This is a genomic window from Chryseobacterium sp. Leaf180, from assembly GCF_001424585.1.
Classification (GTDB): Bacteria; Bacteroidota; Bacteroidia; order Flavobacteriales; family Weeksellaceae; genus Chryseobacterium.
Genome location: NZ_LMPJ01000001.1, coordinates 969,253 through 989,106 on the forward strand (window position 1 = coordinate 969,253; position 19,854 = coordinate 989,106).

Below are 19,854 nucleotides of genomic sequence, written 5' to 3' on the forward strand. Positions count from 1 at the left end.
TTTTCAGTTAAATCTTTATCTCAAATTGATCGCGGTCATTCAAAAACTGAAAATGATCGCGGAAATCTGTCAGTTCTTCAAGATCAATTTCTGCACTGATGATGTTACCTTTTTTGTCTGAAATCTCTTTTCCGTCTGCAAAAAAACACGCGCTGCTTTCCGGATAATTCAGATCATTTCCGTCGTTACCCATTCGGTTGACGCCGAAAACGTACGATAAATTCTCAATCGCACGGGCTTTTAAAAGATGAGACCAGGCTTCAACACGCTTTTCAGGCCAGTTGGCAACGTATAAAACTGCATCGTAATCATTATTATTTCTTGAAAAAACCGGAAAACGCAGATCATAGCAGACCTGTAGCAGAAAACGAAAGCCTTTATATTCTACAATTTTTCTTTCGCTTCCTTTCGTATAAATTTTATCTTCTCCCGAAAAAGAAAACAAGTGCCTTTTATCGTAAAAATCATACGAGCCGTCGGGTTTTACAAAAAACATCCGGTTATAGAATTTCCCGTTTTCTTCTACAGATGAACTTCCACAGAAAGCTGCATTTTTTGCCTGAGACATCCTTTTTAAAAAGTTTAAAGACTCCTCATTCCTGTCAACGATTTCTTCTGCATCCATGCAAAATCCGGTAGAAAACATTTCCGGAAGCAAAAAAAGATCGGCTTTTTCATCCTTCAAATGTTCTTCAATTTCTTTAAAATTCTGCGCTTTATCTTTCCAGATAATATTAAAATTCAGACCCGCAATTTTCATAAACTTCTGTATTGATTTCATAAAAATACGGTTTTTAAACAAGAATCCGTTTTGATTTTGCTACGATTCTGCGTTACTTTGTTTAAAATAAATATCTATGAAGAAAGTTTTTTTGTTGGTGATATTTTTCATCGGAACCGCGGTAAGCGCGCAGGCGTACACAGGAAGCGGTGATCAGAAAGTGAATTTTGGAGTTGCCGCGTGGGGTTACGGAACCGGAATTGCAGCCACTTACGACTACGGTTTGGGCTCGCTGATTTCCGTCGGAGCAGGTTTTAATGCGTATTTTGACCGTTTTAAAGATAATGACCGAGACAACCGTATTTTCGCTTTCGGAAGAGTAAATTTTCATCTGAATTCTACTCTTGACCTTCCGAGCAAACTCGACATTTATCCAGGTTTGGATATCGGTGTCGTCGGCCGAGATTTCGGACTTGGCGCGCACATCGGAGCACGTTATTTTTTCACTGAAAGACTCGGCGTTTTTGCAGAAATCGGCAACAATGGCAGTCTGGGTGTATCGCTTAATTTCTGACAAACAGTACGTTTATATGACATAGCTTCTCATCTTGGGAAGCTTTTTTATTTGGCATCGTATTGATAATCGTTACCTTTGCAAATTAAATCTAAAAACAATTAATGGAATTAGCACTAAAGATCTTTCAATTCATTTTAAGCATATCTATTCTGGTGATTTTACATGAGCTTGGCCACTTTTTGCCGGCAAAATGGTTCAAAACCAAAGTAGAAAAATTTTATCTTTTCTTCGATCCATGGTTTTCTGTTGTAAAGAAAAAAATAGGCGAAACAGAGTACGGCATTGGCTGGCTTCCTTTCGGAGGTTATGTAAAAATCGCCGGAATGGTAGACGAAAGTATGGATACCGAGCAGCTTAAGCAGCCTGCACAGCCTTGGGAATTCAGAGCAAAACCGGCTTGGCAGCGTCTGATCATCATGATGGGTGGCGTTACTGTAAACTTTTTCCTGGCTTGGATTATCTACGGATGTCTTTCATTTTTCAACGGTGAAACGACTTTTAATACGACGAAAGTAGATGCGCCAATGAATTATACCAGTGTTGCGAAAGCAATGGGTTTTCAGGATGGTGATAAAATTTTAAAAGTAGACGGAAAAACGCAGAATAATCTTGATAAACTTTCTCTTGATATTCTTTTGAGCGATCAAGTGACCGTTTTAAGAAACGGAAAAGAGGTGACTTTTCCGACGAGCGATGACGGTAAAGCACTGGCTTTTAAGGATCCAAATCCGAAGGCATTTCTTACACCGAGATTTCCTGCGATCGTAGATTCTATCTACAATCCTAAAACTATTGCTGCAGGCTTGAAAGTCGGTGACAAAGTGGAATCTGTCAACGGTAAAAAAATCACGTATTATGACGAGTTTCAGGAAGCGGTAAAAACCAATCCAGGAAAAAATATCGACGTCGAGGTTAACCGGAACGGAAGTTTACAGCCTTTAACCCTTACAGTTTCTCCCGAAGGAACGCTTGGCTTGGCTTCTTACAAATATTTAAATAAATATGTTGAAACTGAGCATTTCTCATTTGGCCAGTCAATCGGGCGTGGTTTCACAAGAAGTATTGAAAGCTTGACGTATCAGGTGAAGCAGTTTAAATTAATTTTTAACAGAAAAGTTCAGGGTTATAAAAAAGTGGGCGGACCGTTGGCTATCATTAATAATATGCCAGTGCAGAAAAGCAAAGAAGGCGATCTTTCGATCAATTGGACACAGTTTTGGAGCTTCACCGCGATGTTCTCTGTGTGGTTAGCTTTCTTAAATTTAATTCCTATACCGGGCTTAGACGGCGGACATGTTATTTTCACCTTGTATGAAATGATCGTTGGCAAACCCGTTCCTCAAAAAATTCTTGAAAATGCACAGATGGTGGGCGTTATATTCCTTTTAGGTTTAATGGTGCTTATTTTTGGAAACGATATCTTTAAGATTGTTTCCAATTACTTTTAAGATTTTACAAAAACTTTAAAAAAGTTCTTGCGTGGTTTAATTATCCGTCCTATATTTGCACCACTTAAAAATAAGGACATTCCTCCTTAGCTCAGTTGGTTAGAGCATCTGACTGTTAATCAGAGGGTCGCTGGTTCGAGCCCAGCAGGAGGAGCCAAAAGACTTACAGAAATGTAGGTCTTTTTTTATGCAGAAAAGTGAGGATTTGATAAATTTAATTTCCTGAAAAATAACCGTATAGCCTTTGCAGAGCGATTTTAGGGAGAAAAAATTTGTTTTTTATGGCATAAGGTTTTATATTTGCACAACTCTAAACGAGGAACATTCCTCCTTAGCTCAGTTGGTTAGAGCATCTGACTGTTAATCAGAGGGTCGCTGGTTCGAGCCCAGCAGGAGGAGCTAAAGACTTACAGAAATGTAGGTCTTTTTTTATTCAGTTATTTCAGCAAAAATCTTTAGTGAGGAACTTTTCTAAAACAATGATTTTGTACGGGTTTTCCAAATACTAAGTGCAATAATAATTTCGTTATATTTACCTGCAAATAACATGATCTGCTGTGATTAACAGCACAGTTTTTGTTAGCGCTAAATGCTCGAAGCTTTACATGATGTCAACTAAAAATATTGCCTGCTTTTTCACATATATTTTTCTCTCGCTTGCAGGAAATTTTTATGCCCAAAATACGGCATCCGGAAAAATAATTGATGACAAAACCACCAAAGGAATTTCTGGCGTTGATATTTTTGTAAATGAAAAACAGACACCAACACTTACCACTTCCTCGTCAAATTTTTCTGTAACATCAGACACAATTATCTACAAACTCCGTTTTCAGAAGAAAAATTACGCTGCAGAATATGTAAACATTTCTCCGACAGAATTTTCAAATCTTACCATCAGACTTTCCGGTGAAAAAGTTGGTGCAATTCAGGAAGTTGTGATTCAGTCGGGGAAAACGAAATATAAAAACAAAAAAGAAAATCCAGCGTATCGTATCATGCAGGAAGTCTGGAAACGCAAGCGAAATAACGGCCTGGAAAAATTTGACACGTACAGCTACAAAGAATACGAGAAAATACAGTTTGACGCCAACAATATCGACAGCGCATTTATGAAGCGGAAAATCTTCAATAAACTCGATTTTATTTTTGACTATGCCGATTCTACCGCACGAGGAACCATGGCTTTGCCGGTTTTCCTGAATGAGGCCGTTTATGATAACTTTGGCGAAAACAAACCTTCAAAAAGATCAAAAAAACTTCTTGTTGCACAGAAAACTTCAGGTTTTAAAGACAACCGAATGCTTGCTGTCACTGCAAAAAATCTTTACCGCGAAATTAATATTTACGACAACACGCTTAATTATTTTGATATTGGATTTCCCGGTCCGGTAGCAACCGACGGATTCAGCACCTATGACTACAATCTGGTTGACACGATAAATGTTCGTGGTGAACGCGCTTACAGAATACGTTATATGCCGCGCAGAAGCGATGTTTTGGCATTTCAGGGATATCTTTATATCGATACCGATTCTTACGCAGTTTTGGGCGCAACATTGAAATCGACCAATAAGATAAATGTGAATTTCATCAATTCAATTTCTACGGAACTCGAATATGACAATCCTGATGAGCAGACCTTTCTGCCTAAAAAAGTTGTTACCGAAATTGAAATCACACCTTTTTCAAAGAAAAAAACAGCGAAAGGCGTACTCGCCAGGCGTTCGGTAGATTATTCTGATTATGAATTTAACAAGCCTTTAGACGATAAAATTTTTACGCGGAAAGAAGAAGAACTTAGCGAAGAATTTACCAGTAAAGACGATGCATACTGGAATCAGGCGCGTCCGGATTCTCTATCTAAAACAGAAAAAGGTGTGTATGAAATGCTCGACCGGTTGCAGGAAACACCAAAGTTTAACAGATTAGTGAAAATCTACGAAACAATAGATTCGCAGTATTACAACATTACAAAGGGCGTCGATTTAGGTCCGATATTCTCGATTTACGGGAAAAATGAAGTAGAAGGCGACCGAATTCGTCTGGGTGCACGAACTTATTTCACACAAAATGATCCGTGGCGTATTCAGTTTTACACAGCATACGGTTTCAAAGACCAGCAGTTTAAGTATGGTGTGGAAGGAAAATATATGTTTAATAAAGTAAACCGCTTTACGATTGGTGCGGGCACACGTCGGGATATCCTGCAGCTTGGTGTACAGCTGACGACTGACGACGGAATTATGTCGCGCTCATTTGCTTCTTCAACTGTTTTTGCACGGGGCGAAAATGCATCTTTAAGTTCGGTAAATCAAACCAATCTTTTTACTTCTATCGAGCCTTGGAAAAACTTTCAGGTAAGAGTTGACGGAACCTTGCAAAGCATTAAATCTGCCAACCCTGAAGGTTTTAATCTGATGTATTATCAGAATGGTAATCTCAGAAAAACTACAAATGATTCTCACGTTACAGTTAGTTTAATAGCAAAACCAGGCGCTGTTTTTTCGCAAACCGGTGTTGACCGTTACGAGAACCGAACCAATTCGCCAACTATTGTTTTAAAATACACGAGAGGAATTGAAGGGCTTTTTAATGCAGATTTTAATTACAATAAGCTGCAGTTTATGTTCTACAAACCAATTCTTATAGGAAGCTGGGGCAAATCATTTTTAAATTTTGAAGCCGGAAAAAACTTTAATACTGTCCCATTGTCTCTACAGAATGTGATTCCAGGAAACCAATCGTATGGGATTGTCCGAAATACTTTTGCTTTGCTGAATTATTATGAATTCGTTGCTGATACTTATGCCACCGCACATCTTGAGCATCATTTTAATGGAAAAATTCTTTCTTTTCTTCCTTTAATTAAAAAACTGAAACTTCGTGAAGTAGCATTTATTCGCGGTGCTTATGGTACTTTGAGTGCTGCTTCGCGGAATATCAATGTTGAAAATATGCGTTACTCTGCGCCAGATCAGCAGATTTACTACGAATACGGTTTTGGGATCGAGAATATCGGTTTTGGAAATGTAAGAATCCTCAGGGTTGATTTTAACTGGCGCGGTAATTATCTTCAAAATCCCAACGCGGAAAAATTTGGGATAAAAGTGGGTTTCCAGTTTAGTTTTTAAGATTGTTTATAACTACTTTTTTACGGAGCTTTTATGATTCTATTTCATTGGGCGGCGGGCTTCGCCCGCCGCCCAATGAAATAGAATCATTCCGAAAATTTAAGCATAAAAAATCCTCAACAAAAATGCTGAGGATTTAATTTTTATAAAACGCTTTATAATTATGCGTTTGGCTCAATAGATACGTAAGATCTGTTGTTTGCTTTCTTTCTGAAAACTACTTTACCGTCAACAAGAGCGTGCAAAGTGTGGTCTTTACCCATTCCCACGTTATCACCTGGGTGGTGTTGCGTACCTCTTTGTCTGATAATGATGTTACCGGCAATAGCGTCCTGTCCACCGAAAATTTTCACGCCTAGTCTTTTAGAGTGAGATTCTCTACCGTTTTTGGAACTACCAACTCCTTTCTTGTGTGCCATTTTATTTTAAGGTTTTTTGGTTAAAAAATTATTCTGCGCTGGCATCCTCAGTTTTAGGAGCTTTTTTCGCTTTGGTTTCTTTCTTAGCTGAATCAAATCCGGTAATACCAGTGATCTGAATTTGCGTAAGAGATTGTCTGTGACCGTTTTTCACTTCGTAACCCTTTCTTCTTTTCTTTTTGAAGACGATTACTTTATCAGCCTTTACGTGGTTTAGGATCTCTGCTTCTACAGTGATACCGCTTACAGCTGGGGCGCCTACCGTGATTGCTCCGTTTACAGTAAGTAAGATTTTATCGAAAGATACTTTTCCTCCTTTATCTCCTTTCAAACGGTTCACAAACAACTTCTGGTCTTGCTCAACTTTGTATTGAAGCCCTGCTATTTCTACAATTGCAAACATTGTCTATAAATTTTTAGTTAATTCGAGGTGCAAATGTAAGAAAAATATCTAGAAATCAATTACATTATCGAAAATAAAAACTGACCGGCCATAACAAAACTTAAAATTGCCAGAATTACAGAATATGTTTTTCTAATTTTAATAAATAGAATGCCGGAAAAAATAAGCAAAGCACTCCAAATTAATATAATGAAGTGATTGCTGATGATATCATTAATCAAACCCGGAAATCTCCTGCTGTACATCTGCTGAAATACTAAATAATCTGTAGTGGCGATACTTTCATTTTTGTTCCAGAAAACGTACCAATCAAATAAATATACAGCAGAAACGATAAGCATCAGGTATGAAAAAATATAGAGTGTTTTCATATTTAAAGTAATATTGTTTTACTTTGTTAAATTTAGCTTAAATAGGATTCAAATTATTACAATATGCAAAGAGATCTCTACATCGATTTTGCCAAAGGCATTGCCACACTTTCAATTATTTTCATCCACACGGCATTCTGGTCTGGGCAGTTTTACATTTTACCGGAAATTCGTGTGTTTTCCCTCGTCTTTGATGTTGCTCTTTTCTACGCGCTAAGCGGAATTACATCAGGCTCAAATATCGAAAAAACGCTTTACAGATTGCTCAAACTGCAGATTACATACATGATCTTCGTAACGCTGCTCTTTTTTCTCGATTATTTTTTTAAAGTTTTTGGCCTCACATTTTTCTCACCCGAATGGCTGCAGCAATTTTATGCAACGTTCGGGACAAAATATGCCGCAACCAGCATTTCTGTCTATCCGCAATGGCAAAATCTCGGCAACTGGTATCTGCATCAGTATAGCAATGCCGATACGTTTCCGGTGGTAATGGGAAGTTTCTGGTATCTGAAAGTCTATTTTATTCTCACCGTTTTCGGTGTTTTAATTTTAAAATTCTTTCCGAGACACGTCAACTGGTTTATCGCGGTCTGCGTAGTTTTAACTTTAATTTTCAACATTTTTCCGGAATATTATCCAAGCGGACAAGTCGGTTATGTTGCCTTTTATATGACCGTTTTTCTGGTTGGAAACCGTTTAAAAGGAAAGAAAATTCCGGCGAAAATAATTCCTTTGCTTTATACAATCGTGGCTGCCGCGCTTTTCTGGATGTTTTGGTTTTACGGAAACGAGATTTTCTTTAAAATCAACAAGCAGAAATTTCCGCCGCAGACGCCTTATATTATCTGGAGTTTATTTTCACTTACCACACTTTTCATTCTTTACAACCGTTTAAAAATCAGCAAAGAAAGTTTTGTCACGTACATCGGAAAAAACGCGATTTTCTTCTATTTCGGTCAGGGATTGAGTTCGTCGCTTGTTTATTTTATCGTAGTGCCGGCAAAAGAGCTGATGCCGTGGTGGCTTTTAATGATTTTGATATACGTTATAAACGTGATTCTCGCTTTTTCCATTGCAATACTTCTAAAACGTTTTGATGCTTTTGGCTGGAGAGTTTTAGAATTTTTAAGACGAAAAACCGCTGCCTGATTACATTTAAAACGATTGTAAAACAATTCAATCAATTTTACCTAAAATATTTTAAATTTGCTGAAACTACTGTCTTTATGTTTAAACTGAAACTTCCTACAGATCCCAGATGGGCCAATATCGCGGAAGAAAATCTTCAGGAAATTCTTACCGATCACGCGTGGTGCGAGCAGAAAGCGGCTACCAACGCCATCGGTTTGATTACGATGCTACCCGAATATCCGGAGATCGTGACCGAACTTCTCATAATTGCGCAGGAAGAACTCGAGCATTTCAGACAGGTTCATGAGATTATAAAAGCCAGAGGTTATACTTTTGGACGGACCAGAAAAGATGATTACGTAAACGAACTCGTAAATTTCATTCAGAAAGGCGGAAACCGCGATGATTTAATTGTTGACAAAATGCTTTTTGCCGCGATGATCGAAGCAAGAAGTTGCGAACGTTTTAAAGTTTTAACAGAAAACATTAAAGACGAAGAATTAAAAGAGTTTTACCGCGAACTTATGATATCTGAAGCCAATCATTACACCACTTTTATCGGTTTTGCGAGACAGCTTGGCGATCCTGAAAAGGTGAATGCGCGCTGGGAAAAATGGCTGGAATATGAAGCCAAAATCATTAAATCTTACGGAAATAAACAAAGCATACACGGATAATCTTGTGAAAAAACCCACTTTTGAAACCCTCACGAATATTTTCCTGAAGAATTTTTTTCAGGGACTGATTATTATAGGGCCGATCGGACTGACGATTTACGTGATTTATTTTGTCATTACTTCCGTCGACGGTATTATTCCGTCGGTTGCTAAAGTTATTCCCGGGTTGGTTTTTATTTCGATGATTCTTGCTACAGCAGTTCTGGGTTATCTGGGAAACAAATTTGTGGTCGGAAGATTTTTTGTGGAAGCTGTGGACAGACTTTTGGAAAGAACGCCCGGCATCAAACATATCTATTCTCCAACGAAAGATGTCATGTCTTCGTTTGTGGGCGACAAAAAGAAATTTAGCGATCCGGTTTGGGTTAAAACCAACGAAAATCCTGAGATCTGGAGAATTGGTTTTCTTACCCAAAAAGAAATGGCCGACGTCGAAAAACACAATTATGTAGCGGTTTATCTTCCGCATTCTTACGCGATTTCCGGCTGGGTGATTGTAACTGAAGAGAAAAACATCAAACCCGTAATCGGAATGACGGCCGCTTCAGCTATGAAATTTGCAGTAAGTGGTGGCGTTGCAGGTTTCCATTCTGACGAAAATGCCTTTGCTGCAAAATAAATACAGACTTTATTTCAGCGAAAATTTTGCTTCTCTCTCGATTTTCAAATCACGCAGGAAACTGTTGATCAGTTTTTCTGTCACGTGCGCCATGGTCACTATTTTCCACCATTTTGGATCGTGATAATTATCTGCCACCAAATGATATTTTTTAATTAAAGCTTCAGAAACATCTTCAGCATTAATCGCAACAATATTCATACTTGGATTTCTGAAATATTTTACGCCTAAATCATCCAAATTTTCGCAAAGATGATCGGTAAGATCTGTAAGATTTTTAATCGTTTTTATCCATCCTTCCGATCCGTACGTCATCAGAATCATCCAGATAGAAATCGCATTCGCTCCCGATCGGCTTCCGCAAAGTGTAAAATCTGAACCGTGAACGTATGAAGCTTCCTCTGTTTGTGCAAACTCGATTAAACCTTTTCTGCAAAGGAAAATGCCGGTGCCGTAAGGTGCCTGAAGCATTTTATGGGCATCGATTGTTACCGAACTGATTTCAGGATTTTCGAAAGAAAGATCTCTGCTAGAAGAGGCAAACGGATAGATGAAACCGCCAAAAGCCGCATCCACATGTACAAAATAATGTTTAAAATGGTTTTTTACCACACTTAAAAACGATGCAGAATCATCAACGCTTCCAAAAATTGTCGTGCCAAGCGAAAGGTGTACGATCAGATATTTAATTCCCGACGTTTTTGCCTGTGTAAGCTTTTCTTCAAGATCATCAAGCAAAACTTTTCGTGTTTCAAAATCAACTTTTATGGCAATCGATTCTATTCCTAATAAGTTTGAGCCTTTGTAAACAGAATAATGCGCGTCTTCGGAAAACACCACAGCGACTTCAGAAGGCTTTGCATTATGTTTTTGCATGAAAAAATTCCGGTAAATCCACTGCGCTTCGATATTAGCTTCTGTGCCTCCAGTCGCAACATAACCGTCGTATGAATCTGGTTTTGCACTGAAAATTTCTTCTGCGCAAATTCTTAAAACATCAATTTCCAGCTTTTGAGTTCCCGAAAAATACCGTTCGCCTTTGCTGTACGTATGGCAACCGATATGGTTAGGATTATTTACCAAAACTGATAGAAACGCCGCTTCTTTCAAAAAAGGTGAATAGTGAAACTGACCCTGATCCAGAAAAGTTCCAGGCAAACCTAGGATCGATTCTTTTGAATAATTTAAATTCTGGTCTAATGCACTAAAAACTTTTTCTCTAATCGATTCTGGTGAAAGCTGTGGCCAATGCATTTTTTTGTAGTTTAAAGTTAAAAATCAAAACTGCCTTAGAAAACCGGCGAATTTGTCATCAAAATTACAAAAATTTTAGCTGACCGGAAATTTTTAAACATCAGCATTTATTTGAATAGTGTCTGATTTTAATTAAAAGAAAAAACCCTTTCACAAAACTGCGAAAGGGTTTTTCAAATTACTTTTTAGATATTTTATAGAGTTTTCCGCTGTCGGTAATTCCGTAAAGATTTCCGTCCATGCCATTCAAAACATCACGGAACCGCTCCTTCTGGTCTAAAAGCAACCGTTCTTCGCCGACGACTTTATTATCTTTTAAAACAATTCGGTTAATATGTTCTGCGCTAAGACAGCCGATGAAGAGATTATTTTTCCACTCGTCGATATTTCCCGTGTAGAAAGCAACTCCGCTCGGCGAAACTACAGGATCCCAATAATAGACAGGTTGTTCTGTTCCTTCTTTCTGCGTCGTTCCGTTATTTATTTTATCACCGTTGTACTCGATGCCATACGTTACATCGCCCCAACCGTAATTTTTTCCGGGTTTGATGAGATTGATTTCGTCGCCACCGCGTGGTCCCATTTCGATATCCCAAAGCTGACCTTTTTCGTCCATCGCCAAACCTTGCGGACTGCGAATTCCGAATGCGTAAATTTCAGGTTTGTAACCCGCTTTTCCAATAAATGGATTTCCGGCAGCGGGTTTTCCGTCTTTGGTAATTTTTAAAATTTTACCTAAATAATTATCTGTCTTCTGCGCATAAACCCGCGTTTCTTTATCAGATCTTTCGCCGGTACTGACAAACAAATTTCCGTCTTTGTCAAAAACCAAACGGCTTCCGTAATGTTTGTCGCCATCATACGTCGGTGTAGCACGGAAAATTACTGTTGGATTTAAAACAGATTTCATATCTGAAGAAAGTTTTGCTTTCCCGACCGCGGTGTGATTTCCGCCTTCCACTGGTTCGGAAAAAGAATAATAGATCATATTGTTGGTGCTGAAATCCGGATCTAAAGCCAAATCGAGCAATCCGCCCTGCCCTTTCGAATCAACTTTCGGGAAACCTGTAATTTTTGTTGCCTGCTTTCCGTCTTTAGAGACAAGATGTACAAAACCGGATTTTTCGGTAATTAAAAAGCGACCGTCAGGCAAATTAATTATTCCCCAAGGTTTTCCCAATGAAGTATTGAGAATTTCCACGGAATATGGCGTAGAAGTTTTCACGGGCGTAATGCGGGTTTGTCCGGCAAAAGCAGGTTTGTAATTTGTGTTGGGTTTTTCTTCGCGCGCAGAAGGTTCGCTGGGTTTTCCCTTTCCCTGGCACGAGACCATTTGGAATGCAACGACCGACAATAAAGGTAAAAGAAGTTTTTTCATAATATTTTTTTAAAAAAGTGGTGATTTAATGTGCGGAAAAAATAATGCCATAAAAATTTGGTTCTAAAAAAAATATGATGAAAACATTGATTCAATAGATGATACAGATTTTCATTCCTTTTAATTTATTCATAAATTTGATGTATGAAATTTACACTTCAATCTGATTATAAACCCACCGGCGACCAGCCAACAGCCATCAAAAAACTTACAGAAGGCGTGGATATCGGCGAAAAATACCAAACCCTTCTGGGAGTTACCGGCTCGGGGAAAACTTTTACTGTCGCGAATGTGGTGCACAATGTGCAGCGACCGACGCTGGTTTTGGCGCATAACAAGACTTTGGCAGCGCAGCTTTTCATGGAATTTAAAGAATTTTTTCCTGAAAACGCGGTAGAATATTTTGTGAGTTACTACGATTATTATCAACCGGAAGCCTACATCGCAAGCTCTGGGACGTATATTGAAAAAGATTTGAGCATCAACGAAGAAGTAGAAAAACTGCGTCTTTCTGCGATTGCGAGTCTGCTTTCCGGGCGACGCGATGTTTTGATTGTGGCTTCTGTTTCGTGTATTTACGGTGTAGGAAACCCTTCTGAATTTCATAAATCGTTGGTGACGCTTGCGATTGGTGAAAAAACGACGCGCACTTCGCTGCTTCATTCTTTGGTTAATGCCTTGTATTCGCGGACAATGGGCGAATTTCAGCGTGGAACTTTTCGCGTGAAAGGCGATGTCGTGGATATTTTCCCTGCGTATGCGGATAACGGAATCAGAATACAGTTTTTTGGTGATGAAATTGAAAAAATTCAGAGTTTTGATCCGGTTTCAGGGAATGTGACGGGGAATTTTGAGAATATTCAAATCTATCCTGCAAATCTTTTTGTGACCTCAAAGGAAACTTTAAATGGTGCAATTCGAAATATTCAGGATGACCTGGTGAAGCAGGTTGATTTTTTCAGCTCGATTGAAAAACCTCTGGAAGCCAAACGTCTTGAAGAGCGCACCGAACTTGATTTAGAAATGATTAAAGAACTCGGTTACTGCTCCGGAATTGAAAATTATTCGCGTTATCTGGATGGGCGGCTTCCTGGCTCGCGACCCTTTTGCCTGCTCGATTATTTCCCGAAAGATTATCTGATGGTGATTGACGAAAGTCATGTTACGGTACCACAGGTTCATGCAATGTATGGCGGCGACCGCAGCAGAAAAGAAGCTTTGGTGGAATACGGTTTCCGGCTTCCGGCTGCGATGGACAACCGTCCGCTGAAATTTGAAGAGTTTGAAGCGATACAAAATCAGGTCATTTATGTTTCGGCTACACCTGCAGATTACGAGCTTGAAAAAACCGGCGGAGAATTTATCGAACAGATTATCCGGCCGACCGGACTTTTGGATCCGATTATTGAAATCCGGCCCACTGTAAATCAGATTGATGATTTAATGGAAGAAATCCGGAAAAGAGCGGAAATTGACGAACGTGTTTTGGTGACTACTTTAACAAAGAAAATGGCAGAAGAACTGACGAAATATTTTACAAAGTTTGGAATCCGCTCGCGATATATTCACTCAGATGTTGAAACCCTGGAAAGAATTCAAATCATGCAGGATTTGCGTCTTGGATTGTTTGATGTTTTAATTGGCGTCAATCTTCTGCGTGAAGGTTTAGATTTGCCTGAAGTTTCGCTTGTTGCGCTTTTGGATGCCGATAAAGAAGGAATGTTGCGAAGCCGACGCTCAATGATACAGACGGTTGGGCGAGCCGCAAGAAATCTTAACGGGCGCGCAATTATGTATGCCGACAAGATGACCAAATCGATGCAGTCGACGATTGATGAGACCAATTACCGCCGACAGAAACAAATGGAATATAACGAGGCACACGGACAGGTTCCAATGTCACTGAATAAAAAGATTTCTGAAAATCTGGTAGGTAGAAGTAAAGATTTTCCGGATGAGCGTTATACGCAAAAGGAAATTACGCAGAAAGTCGCCGAGACAAAGGCTTCATACAAGACTGAAGACATCGAAAAACTGATTTCTCAGAAGCAGAAAGATATGGAGAATGCCGCGAAGAATCTTGATTTTATTAAAGCCGCAAAACTGCGGGATGAAATAGTTGCTTTGAAAGGCTAATGTTTAGGGGCGGCACCGAAGGTGCCGCCCCTAAACATTCATTTAAATAAAATTTTAAATCATTTCAAACCTTGTCGGATCGGTCGCAAAAGATCTGTCAGACCATTCAGCTTAATTTCATAAACCGTCGAAAGCTGCATTCCCAAACGGTTCTTAGGCATTCCCTGACGCTGAAACCATTCCAGATAACTGACAGGCAAATCTGCGAGAATACAGTCTTTATATTTACCAAAAGGCATTTTTACGGTGCAGATTTCCTGCAGAATTTTCGGGTCAATGCCGTATTCCATCTTTTAAATCGTTAAATCAATTTTATTTTCCAGTTCCTCTCGGCGGTCTTTTTCGGGAAGAATAAGTTCCACTTCATCGGTTGAAAACTCGTTCCTGTAGACCTGAATCATTAACAAAGTAAAAGACACGAGAATCGGCCCGAAAATTAAACCCATAAAACCGAAGATATTTAAACCCATAATAATTCCGAAAACGGTATTTAAAGGGTGAATGTCTTCCAATTTTTTCAATAGTGTAAATCTCAAAAGATTGTCGGTAACACCAACAACGATGACACAGTATGCCGCAAGACCAATTCCGGCCCCAGTTTGTCCTTCAGCAATCATAAAAATACAGATTGGTGCGTAAACAATCGCGGCTCCCACAATTGGAATCATCGATGCAACGGCCGTCAATGCAAAAAGCAATATCGGACTTGGCGCCCCGAAAATAAAATAACCGACCAAGGCCACAATTCCCTGTCCGACGGCAACAACAGGCAAACCAATCGCATTTGCCATAATCAGTTTTCGCATTTTTTCGCCAATTAAAGAAACATTAGCTTTTTTTAAAGGTGCTGACGAAGCTAAAATACGTTCGAATAAACGTGGCTTTTCCAACATAAAATACAGAATAAAATACATCGAAGCGATGACCGTAAGTGTATTAAAAGTTCCGTTTAAAGCAATCGTAGAAAACTTACCTGCTGCCTCTTTCAGTTTGGTCATGTTCTCTTTGCTGAGAATATCAATCTTGGTTTTAGCGAAAACAAAATCATGAATTTTATCAATAAAAACATTGAATTTCTGCATATATGCCTGAGCATTTCCTAACTTTTCAATCAGCAAATCTCCGATGAAATAAAGCGGCAAAGTGATCACTAAAAGACTTGCAAGAATAAGAACTGTTGCCGACAACCAAGGTTTCCAGCCACGTTCTTCCTGCAGATAGAAATTGTATTTCCGGCAAATCACATAGAACATAATCGCTCCCAAAAGTGACGGAATAAACATCGCGAGATTGTACCCGATGAGAAGAGTGAAGATAATTATGATCGCCAGAAGGGCAACCTGTTTAATTTTAACTCCGCTTATCTGCTGCTCTTTGAATGACATGGTTTGGTGTTTTAATTGGTTGAAAACATGTGTTACAATAAAAATACCAATACTTAAGAAATAAATGAAAGAAGAGAATTAGTTTTTATCAAAAAAGTAAATAAACGTTTTAAGATTTCTCAGAATCTAAAAAATCTTCTGCCAACAGACTTTGCATTTCCGGCGTTTTGAAAATTTCTTTAAATAAAGAATAAATCATCGCATTCCAGAATGGGAAAGTGAGCAATCCGCCGACTAAAAACAGCATTAAACCCGCAAATTTAAATACAAAAGCTACAATGACGCAGACAAATATTTCGAGGAAATAGACTTTCAAGAGTTTAAAATTTAAAATAACTGCATTGAGAAAAGTGAATTTGCTGAAATATAAAATTGGTGCAACTAAAATAGTCGTAAACACCCAGAAAATCGGGATAATCAGCGTACGCGCGGTAAAAAGATAAAGGAAAAGCCAGAAGACAAAATACGATATAAATCTGAAGAAATTGATTCCGCGATAACCTGCAAAAAGATCACCCACCATAATGGTTTCTTTTGAATCAAGCTTTCTGTAAATTTCGTAAAAGCCCATATTTAAAGGGAAAAGAAAACAAACGGCCGCCATAACTGCGAAATAAAACGTGCTGAATTCTTCTGTAGCTACAATCTTCGCTACATTCTGCTGATATTCCGCGTAGGTTTGTCCAGATTTATTATACTCTACAACTGCACCGAGAATCTGATCGAAAATCCCGTATTTAACAGAGAAAAAATAGGCAACGCTCGCTACAAAGGCAAAATAAACCAGCGAAAAAAGCACCTGATACAGTAAAGTTTTGCTCCAGTACTGAAAAGCATTTCTTAGGATAACGTCGATTCCCGATTTCTGCGGATAATTCTGCTGCATTGTAAAAATTTTGTACAAAAGTAATCATCAATACTTACTTTTGTGGAATGTTTTCGGGAAAAGATGAGAATTTTATAAGGATGGATGAGCTTTCGGCGCAGAAAGTTCCGTTCTTTTTTATTACTGATTTTCTTTGTGAAAATGTTGAGGTTTACACCGAAAAAGAAATTTCAAAAAAAGGTTTGTTGATTGATTTTCAGACATTTTCAAATATAAAAAAACGACAAGACGCAAAAGATGGCCTTCAATGGAAAACCTATCCTGGAAGTCTGGAAGAATTTAAAAATGGTTTCGATACAGTACAGGAAAATATCCGCCGGGGAAATTCTTACCTGACGAATTATACCCGAAAAACTCACATTGAAACAAACCTGAGTCTTGAAGATCTTTTTTATCAGTCGGAAGCAATATACAAAGTTTTATATCCTGAAAAATTCGTTTTTTTCTCGCCCGAAACTTTCATTAAAATCAATGGTAATAAGGTTTTTACCTATCCCATGAAAGGTACGATTGATGCTTCTGTGGAAAACGCAGCCGAAATTTTGAAAAACGACCCCAAGGAAAAAGCCGAACATTACACCGTAGTCGATCTGCTAAGAAATGACCTCAGCATGATTGCTGATGATGTTTCCGTGGAAAAATTAATGTATCTTGATTTCCTGAAAACGCGCCAGAAAAACCTGTTTGCGATGAGTTCGGAGATCTGCGGATATATTAAAGAAGAATTTAAAGGAAAAACAGGAAGTATTTTGCAGAAACTGCTTCCTGCAGGTTCAATCTTGGGTGCGCCAAAACCGAAAACTTTAGAAATAATTTTGAAGGCGGAAGGCTACGACCGCGGATTTTACACCGGAGTTTGCGGATTTTTTGACGGAGAAAATCTCGACAGCTGTGTGATGATTCGTTTTATCGAAAAAGAAGGCGAAAAGCTCTATTTCAAAAGTGGTGGCGGCATCACGCACATGAGCAAACCGGAAGATGAATATATGGAAATGAAAAACAAAATCTATGTCCCAGTTTATTGAAAGTATAAAAGTAGAAGACCAGAAGATTTTCTTGGCAGACTATCATCAGAAGCGTGTGAACGATACTTTTTCTCATTTCGGGAAAGAAGGTTCGATTGATCTTGAGAAAATTTTTGAAGAGCTGAATCACGAAGAAGACGGTTTGTTTAAACTGAAAATCACGTACGATCTTGATAAAAAAATACGGACGATGATGATTCCGTATGCGATCCCTGAGATTCATTCTTTTCAGCTTACAGAAAATAATGTGTACGATTATTCTTTCAAATTTGAAGACAGACGCGAACTGGAGAAGATGAAAATGAAGGCGAAAGCCGAGGAAATTATCATCGTTAAAAACAACCATATTACTGACACTTCATTTTCAAATCTGCTCTTCAAGCGCGGCAAAGAATGGTTTACGCCGTCAACCTATCTGTTGAACGGCGTGCAGAGACAGTTTCTTTTAAAGAAGAAAAAGATCAAAGAAACTGAAATTACCCTTCAGAATCTGAAAGAGTTTTCGCATTTTCAACTCATCAATGCGATGAATGATTTTGATGATATGTTTGTCTATCCGATTGCAAAAATCACTAATCTGCCGGAAAATAATGATTATCTCGATTTATGATTTTAAAAAATTAAAATACGCTTTCTGAATATCAGCGTTGCTTTTTCCCTGCGTGATTACTTCAAGAATCTTCGGCATAGAGTCCGGATTGAAAAAATTTTCCAGTACGCGGTCTAAAGTTCGCTCATCTTCCACTTTCACATAGCCGAAACCAAAATGTTTCGCCAGAAATTCTGCATTTTTCTGATGTTTGGTCGCAATAAATTCGTCAACGGTATTTGAGTTGGCGTTTCCGGGCCCGGGAATGATTTTAAAAATATTTCCTTCCCCGTTATTAAAAATAATAATACGTGTAAACGGCGGAATGTACTGATTCCACAGTCCGTTGATGTCGTAGAAAAAGCTGAGATCGCCGGTGATGAGCAGAGTCGGATCTTCACTTTTCATGGCAAATCCCATTGCCGTTGAGGTACAGCCGTCGATTCCGCTGGTGCCGCGGTTGCAGTAGATTTTTCTTTTCCCGAAATCAAAAAGCTGTGCGTATCGAATCGCCGAACTGTTGCTGAAATGAATATTGTATTTCTCTGGAATGCTGTGTGATATTACATTAAAAAAGTAAAAATCTGAATAATCTGCGGTATTGAGAAATGCTTCATGTTTCGCGTCTTTTTTATCGCGAAGTACGTCCCAGAGATTATAATAAGGTTTTGGCTCCAAAGTGGCGAATTGCAGAAGTTTTGAGAAAAATATTTCCGGCTTTACTTCCAGTTTTTCTGTAAGTACAAAATAGGTATCCGGCTGCCAAACCTCATCGATGTGCCAGTGCTGTTTCGGATGCGCTTTTCTCAGGAACTGTTTTACTTTTTTCGAAACCACATTCTGCCCGATTGTGATGAGCAGATCTGGTGCGTAGGTCATGTAATCTTCCTCAGAGAAAGCAAAAATATAACGGTCGATATGTTTAAAAAACTTCTCGTGATGCAGGTTTGAATTAGCTTCACTCAAAACGACCACTGTATGGTTTTTCACCAGCTGACTCAGCTGATTTTCAAGCTCGGCACTGTAATCGCGCGTACCGACGAGTATCATAATGCGCTGTGAGGTATTCCAGTCGGCGATGAGATTTCTGGGCATCTCAAAATCTTTGCGTCGGATGGTTTTTTCCACCTCAGCAAACGTCGGAAGCTCAGAAACCAGCTCGTACAAAGGTTCTTCCAGCGGAATATTGATATGAACCGGACCCTGTTTTTCGAAGCAGAGTTCGATGGCTTTTTTTATCGTATCAAAATTGATGTCTTCGGCATCTTCTTTAGAATCTTCCACGAGTTCAAAATCGCCGTACGAATGCTGTCGGTACAGTTCTTTCTGGCGAATCGTCTGTCCGTCGAAAAGATCGACAAAATCGGTCGGCCGGTCGGCGGTAAGCACGAGCATCGGGATATTTTGATAAAAAGCTTCGGTGATGGCGGGATAATAATTGGCCGCTGCAGAACCGCTGGTACATGCGATCACCACAGGTTTGTGTGTACTTTTGGCCATCCCGAGCGCGACAAAAGCAGCACTGCGTTCGTCGACGATGCTGTACGCGTTGAAGGCTTCAATTTCAGAAAAATGAATCGCCAGCGGCGCATTGCGCGAGCCAGGAGAAATCACCATATCTTCAATGCCGTACTGCTGCAGAAGGTGCGCCAACACCTGAATGCTTCTTTTCGAAGAATATTTTTTCATACAACAAAT

General features: G+C 39.0%; 19 protein-coding genes and 2 tRNA genes. 11 read left to right on the forward strand and 10 right to left on the reverse strand.

What is annotated here, in order from left to right:
- Positions 1–7 precede the first annotated feature (7 nt).
- Positions 8–760, reverse strand: a complete 753-nt coding sequence (locus tag ASG01_RS04445) for a nitrilase-related carbon-nitrogen hydrolase (protein ID WP_055860462.1) — start codon at positions 758–760, stop codon at positions 8–10.
- A 97-nt stretch (positions 761–857) separates the two neighbouring features.
- On the opposite strand from ASG01_RS04445, the gene ASG01_RS04450 reads away from it, so the two are divergent.
- The 5 genes from ASG01_RS04450 to ASG01_RS04470 all read left to right on the forward strand — a co-directional run bounded on the left by ASG01_RS04450 (position 858) and on the right by ASG01_RS04470 (position 5,880).
- Positions 858–1,295, forward strand: coding sequence for a DUF6646 family protein (locus ASG01_RS04450; protein WP_055860465.1), 438 nt, complete (start codon positions 858–860; stop codon positions 1,293–1,295).
- Between the two features lie 104 nt (positions 1,296–1,399).
- Positions 1,400–2,746 (forward strand): RIP metalloprotease RseP, encoded by a 1,347-nt coding sequence (gene rseP, locus ASG01_RS04455; RefSeq protein WP_055860469.1) that lies wholly within the window; start codon positions 1,400–1,402, stop codon positions 2,744–2,746.
- 80 nt (positions 2,747–2,826) lie between these two features.
- Positions 2,827–2,903: transfer RNA gene (locus ASG01_RS04460), tRNA-Asn, on the forward strand.
- Between the two features lie 168 nt (positions 2,904–3,071).
- Positions 3,072–3,145 (forward strand) — tRNA-Asn (locus tag ASG01_RS04465).
- Between the two features lie 206 nt (positions 3,146–3,351).
- Complete coding sequence (locus tag ASG01_RS04470) at positions 3,352–5,880, forward strand: DUF5686 family protein (protein ID WP_238584502.1); 2,529 nt, start codon at positions 3,352–3,354, stop codon at positions 5,878–5,880.
- Between the two features lie 161 nt (positions 5,881–6,041).
- On the opposite strand, the gene rpmA is transcribed toward ASG01_RS04470, so the two are convergent.
- From rpmA to ASG01_RS04485, 3 genes are read right to left on the reverse strand one after another with little or no spacing between them, the layout of a single operon-like run.
- A complete protein-coding gene (gene rpmA, locus ASG01_RS04475; RefSeq protein WP_055860475.1) occupies positions 6,042–6,299 on the reverse strand; it encodes a 50S ribosomal protein L27 in 258 nt (85 codons plus the stop codon).
- A gap of 28 nt (positions 6,300–6,327) precedes the next feature.
- Entirely contained in the window at positions 6,328–6,702 is a 375-nt protein-coding gene (gene rplU, locus ASG01_RS04480) for a 50S ribosomal protein L21 (protein ID WP_055860478.1), read from the reverse strand.
- A 59-nt stretch (positions 6,703–6,761) separates the two neighbouring features.
- The gene (locus ASG01_RS04485) at positions 6,762–7,073 is read right to left on the reverse strand and encodes a hypothetical protein (RefSeq protein ID WP_055860481.1); all 312 of its coding nucleotides are present in this window, start codon (positions 7,071–7,073) and stop codon (positions 6,762–6,764) included.
- Positions 7,074–7,136: 63 nt separating this feature from the next.
- On the opposite strand from ASG01_RS04485, the gene ASG01_RS04490 reads away from it, so the two are divergent.
- The 3 genes from ASG01_RS04490 to ASG01_RS04500 all read left to right on the forward strand — a co-directional run bounded on the left by ASG01_RS04490 (position 7,137) and on the right by ASG01_RS04500 (position 9,503).
- Positions 7,137–8,225 (forward strand): acyltransferase family protein, encoded by a 1,089-nt coding sequence (locus ASG01_RS04490; protein ID WP_055860484.1) that lies wholly within the window; start codon positions 7,137–7,139, stop codon positions 8,223–8,225.
- Between the two features lie 77 nt (positions 8,226–8,302).
- Positions 8,303–8,884 carry a tRNA-(ms[2]io[6]A)-hydroxylase gene (locus ASG01_RS04495; RefSeq protein ID WP_055860487.1) on the forward strand — a complete coding sequence of 194 codons (582 nt, stop codon included), beginning with the start codon at positions 8,303–8,305 and terminating at the stop codon, positions 8,882–8,884.
- 4 nt (positions 8,885–8,888) lie between these two features.
- Positions 8,889–9,503 (forward strand): DUF502 domain-containing protein, encoded by a 615-nt coding sequence (locus ASG01_RS04500; protein ID WP_055862184.1) that lies wholly within the window; start codon positions 8,889–8,891, stop codon positions 9,501–9,503.
- A gap of 9 nt (positions 9,504–9,512) precedes the next feature.
- Here the strand turns inward: ASG01_RS04500 and ASG01_RS04505 are convergent, their stop codons facing one another.
- Both ASG01_RS04505 and ASG01_RS04510 read right to left on the reverse strand, forming a co-directional pair.
- Positions 9,513–10,757: a pyridoxal-dependent decarboxylase gene (locus ASG01_RS04505; RefSeq protein ID WP_055860490.1), complete on the reverse strand. Its 1,245-nt coding sequence runs from the start codon at positions 10,755–10,757 to the stop codon at positions 9,513–9,515.
- Positions 10,758–10,935: 178 nt separating this feature from the next.
- Positions 10,936–12,135: a PQQ-dependent sugar dehydrogenase gene (locus tag ASG01_RS04510; protein ID WP_055860493.1), complete on the reverse strand. Its 1,200-nt coding sequence runs from the start codon at positions 12,133–12,135 to the stop codon at positions 10,936–10,938.
- Between the two features lie 144 nt (positions 12,136–12,279).
- Here ASG01_RS04510 and uvrB point away from each other — a divergent pair, with 144 nt between their 5' ends.
- Positions 12,280–14,271: an excinuclease ABC subunit UvrB gene (gene uvrB / locus ASG01_RS04515; protein WP_055860496.1), complete on the forward strand. Its 1,992-nt coding sequence runs from the start codon at positions 12,280–12,282 to the stop codon at positions 14,269–14,271.
- A gap of 59 nt (positions 14,272–14,330) precedes the next feature.
- Here the strand turns inward: uvrB and ASG01_RS04520 are convergent, their stop codons facing one another.
- The 3 genes from ASG01_RS04520 to ASG01_RS04530 form a co-directional block, all read right to left on the reverse strand.
- Positions 14,331–14,549 (reverse strand): DUF3820 family protein, encoded by a 219-nt coding sequence (locus ASG01_RS04520; RefSeq protein WP_055862186.1) that lies wholly within the window; start codon positions 14,547–14,549, stop codon positions 14,331–14,333.
- Between the two features lie 15 nt (positions 14,550–14,564).
- Positions 14,565–15,656 carry an AI-2E family transporter gene (locus ASG01_RS04525; RefSeq protein WP_055860499.1) on the reverse strand — a complete coding sequence of 364 codons (1,092 nt, stop codon included), beginning with the start codon at positions 15,654–15,656 and terminating at the stop codon, positions 14,565–14,567.
- 109 nt (positions 15,657–15,765) lie between these two features.
- A complete protein-coding gene (locus tag ASG01_RS04530) occupies positions 15,766–16,542 on the reverse strand; it encodes a hypothetical protein (RefSeq protein WP_055860502.1) in 777 nt (258 codons plus the stop codon).
- A 47-nt stretch (positions 16,543–16,589) separates the two neighbouring features.
- Between ASG01_RS04530 and ASG01_RS04535 the strand changes: the two genes are divergently transcribed.
- The gene (locus ASG01_RS04535) at positions 16,590–17,567 is read left to right on the forward strand and encodes an aminodeoxychorismate synthase component I (protein ID WP_055860505.1); all 978 of its coding nucleotides are present in this window, start codon (positions 16,590–16,592) and stop codon (positions 17,565–17,567) included.
- On the forward strand, positions 17,551–18,177 hold the full coding sequence (locus ASG01_RS04540; RefSeq protein ID WP_055860508.1) for an aminotransferase class IV: 627 nt from the start codon (positions 17,551–17,553) through the stop codon (positions 18,175–18,177). The genes ASG01_RS04535 and ASG01_RS04540 overlap by 17 nt, the downstream gene beginning before the upstream one ends.
- On the opposite strand, the gene menD is transcribed toward ASG01_RS04540, so the two are convergent.
- Entirely contained in the window at positions 18,172–19,845 is a 1,674-nt protein-coding gene (gene menD, locus ASG01_RS04545) for a 2-succinyl-5-enolpyruvyl-6-hydroxy-3-cyclohexene-1-carboxylic-acid synthase (RefSeq protein ID WP_055860511.1), read from the reverse strand. The genes ASG01_RS04540 and menD overlap by 6 nt on opposite strands.
- Positions 19,846–19,854 lie beyond the last annotated feature (9 nt).

Excerpts from the sequence above, each read along its gene's own strand:
- ASG01_RS04505 (WP_055860490.1), bottom strand. The coding sequence starts at position 10,757 with ATGCATTGGCCACAGCTTTCACCAGAATCGATTAGAGAAAAAGTTTTT.
- uvrB (WP_055860496.1), top strand. The coding sequence starts at position 12,280 with ATGAAATTTACACTTCAATCTGATTATAAACCCACCGGCGACCAGCCA.
- ASG01_RS04485 (WP_055860481.1), bottom strand. The coding sequence starts at position 7,073 with ATGAAAACACTCTATATTTTTTCATACCTGATGCTTATCGTTTCTGCT.
- rseP (WP_055860469.1), top strand. The coding sequence starts at position 1,400 with ATGGAATTAGCACTAAAGATCTTTCAATTCATTTTAAGCATATCTATT.
- ASG01_RS04445 (WP_055860462.1), bottom strand. The coding sequence starts at position 760 with ATGAAAATTGCGGGTCTGAATTTTAATATTATCTGGAAAGATAAAGCG.
- ASG01_RS04530 (WP_055860502.1), bottom strand. The coding sequence starts at position 16,542 with ATGCAGCAGAATTATCCGCAGAAATCGGGAATCGACGTTATCCTAAGA.
- ASG01_RS04470 (WP_238584502.1), top strand. The coding sequence starts at position 3,352 with ATGATGTCAACTAAAAATATTGCCTGCTTTTTCACATATATTTTTCTC.
- rpmA (WP_055860475.1), bottom strand. The coding sequence starts at position 6,299 with ATGGCACACAAGAAAGGAGTTGGTAGTTCCAAAAACGGTAGAGAATCT.
- ASG01_RS04490 (WP_055860484.1), top strand. The coding sequence starts at position 7,137 with ATGCAAAGAGATCTCTACATCGATTTTGCCAAAGGCATTGCCACACTT.
- ASG01_RS04535 (WP_055860505.1), top strand. The coding sequence starts at position 16,590 with ATGTTTTCGGGAAAAGATGAGAATTTTATAAGGATGGATGAGCTTTCG.
- ASG01_RS04540 (WP_055860508.1), top strand. The coding sequence starts at position 17,551 with ATGTCCCAGTTTATTGAAAGTATAAAAGTAGAAGACCAGAAGATTTTC.
- ASG01_RS04450 (WP_055860465.1), top strand. The coding sequence starts at position 858 with ATGAAGAAAGTTTTTTTGTTGGTGATATTTTTCATCGGAACCGCGGTA.
- rplU (WP_055860478.1), bottom strand. The coding sequence starts at position 6,702 with ATGTTTGCAATTGTAGAAATAGCAGGGCTTCAATACAAAGTTGAGCAA.
- menD (WP_055860511.1), bottom strand. The coding sequence starts at position 19,845 with ATGAAAAAATATTCTTCGAAAAGAAGCATTCAGGTGTTGGCGCACCTT.
- ASG01_RS04510 (WP_055860493.1), bottom strand. The coding sequence starts at position 12,135 with ATGAAAAAACTTCTTTTACCTTTATTGTCGGTCGTTGCATTCCAAATG.
- ASG01_RS04525 (WP_055860499.1), bottom strand. The coding sequence starts at position 15,656 with ATGTCATTCAAAGAGCAGCAGATAAGCGGAGTTAAAATTAAACAGGTT.
- ASG01_RS04495 (WP_055860487.1), top strand. The coding sequence starts at position 8,303 with ATGTTTAAACTGAAACTTCCTACAGATCCCAGATGGGCCAATATCGCG.